The organism is Denitrobacterium sp., assembly GCF_056180635.1.
Genome location: NZ_JAZZJS010000096.1, coordinates 1 through 2,065, shown reverse-complemented (window position 1 = coordinate 2,065; position 2,065 = coordinate 1). Strand labels below are relative to the sequence as shown.

Genomic DNA, 2,065 nt, shown 5'->3' with positions numbered 1-2,065 from the left:
CCCGCCGGCATGCGCATCACGCCGCTTCTGGCTGCGCATATCGCGAGCGGCAACAATGCGTCCGTGCAGGTGGTCGCCCGCCCGCGCGTTGCCTTCATCCCCACGGGCAACGAGCTTGCCCCTGCTGGCGGCACCATCCCGCGCGGCCGCAACATCGAGAGCAACAGCCTGCTCATGCGCGGCAAGATCGCAGAATGGGGCGGCGAGCCGATCATCTACGGCATCGTGCGCGATGACCCGCAGGCTATCGAGGAAGCCTTGCGGCGCGCGGCTGCCGAGGCGGACATCATCGTGCTCAACGCGGGTTCGTCGAAGGGTTCGGACGATTGGTCGCTCGAGGTGCTCGAGCGCATCGGCCGCGTTCTGTACCACCAGACGAACCACGGGCCCGGCCATCACAGCTCATGCTCGTTGCTCGACGGCGTGCCCGTGATCGGCATTTCGGGACCACCCGGCGGCGCGGCGTTCACGACGGATTTCTACCTGAAGCCGGCCATGCAGGTGTGGTTCGGCGAAAAGCCGGGCCCTGTGCGCCTGCGTGTGCGCATGGCTTGCGATATGCCGGCTTTCCGCCATAAGGGCGGCAAGCTCGCAGGCGAGCAGCGTCCGTCCGAGGGCGGCACCTTCTTCGGCGTGAAGCAGCTGGTGCTTACGGCTGCCGATGACGGCGTAATCGAGGCTGCGCCCGTCCCCGGTGGGCGTCCTGGCCCGCTGGCAGCGGAGCAAGCGCATGCGTACTACCTGATGGACGGCAGTAACCCACCGCATGCAGGCGATTTCGTGGAAGTGGCCTTACGCCCAGAATGAATGGTACACGTAGACCAATTCCCTTTGCCGCGTTCGCGTATTTCAGCACCGTTCTCAAATTATTGCACTTATTTTGGTTGCCACTCTGCATTTGCCCAGGTCGCATTTTTTACTGAACAAAACAAGTGCAATAATCGGCCGCATGGAGGTTCGTTTCTGTGCGATAAGCGAATCTGACGTATGCTGCGGAATCGCACTGCTATGCAGTGTTACCCTTCCCCAATGGAAATCACGTTCAATAAGCATACTGCCTTAGGTATTACGCGAGCTCTTCGGGCCAATGGAAAACATGGCCGTGCTGGCCGCAAACGCTCGGACATAGTTTCGCCAAAACTCGAAAAGGGCAAGCGGTTCACTCGAGGTGCGCTCGACAATCTTGAGCTTGGGGCGCCGTATTGCCTTGCCGGAACCCATTTGGATATCGTCGCACCAAGCAACGCGAAGCGAATACGCGTTCGCGATACGACAAGCACAATATACGCAGGGGGTATTCCCAGCCGCTCCTTCGTGGCCCTTGGCAATGGCATTGCGATCAGCGGGCCGGAGCTGCTCTTTGTGGAGCTTGCCGAATCGATGGACCCCATAGAGCATCTCCTGCTGGGCCATGAGCTGTGCGGCACGTTTTCCCGCAATGCGGACGACCCGTACAATGGCCCCGTCGCGTACTTTGTTGAGCCTGCAACCAGCATGGAGAAGATCCGGCGTTTCCTCGAGCGCGCAAAAAGCATTCGGGGAATCGACGCGGCTCGAAAAACCCTCTCCTTCATGAATGACAACGCCTGGTCCCCAACCGAATCGCTTTGCGCTGCTTTTATGCGCTTGCCCATAGACAGCCTTGGATTGGAGCTCGGAGAGCTGACGCTGAACCCTCGAAAGACTTCCGAGCATGCCCTTCCCGGTTCCAAGAACTCGCGCGTTCCCGATATCGTGATCAAAGGCACGCCCGTGGGCGTCAATTACGATGGCTTGGCTCATCTCGATCTGGATTCCATCGCGCAGGCCGCAATCGAGCTGGGGTCGCACCCGGGCGCTGCGCATACTGAGGCGGCTTTGGATAAGGCGCTGCGCGATGTGCGGGAGAAAGCGCTCGACGATATCCGGCGGAATCGCGAATTGGCTGCGGACGGGCTGGCGGTGTTTCCCTTGCTGAAAGAGGATCTTTACTGGCCTCACGGTTTCGACCAGGTGGCGTTGCAGCTCGTAGAGCTTTTGGAGCGCACGACGGGCCGCGATATGAGGCGGCAGAGAAGGGCTTTGC

The 2,065-nt window shown here is 60.4% G+C and carries 1 protein-coding gene and 1 pseudogene; both read left to right on the top strand.

The window, feature by feature from the left end; genetic code table 11:
- A partial coding sequence (locus AC04P6_RS08895) for a molybdopterin-binding protein (protein WP_475566272.1) occupies positions 1 to 807 on the top strand: 807 nt, incomplete at its 5' end.
- Positions 808 to 1,029: 222 nt separating this feature from the next.
- Positions 1,030 to 2,065: pseudogene (locus AC04P6_RS08890) on the top strand (hypothetical protein); the annotation flags it as partial.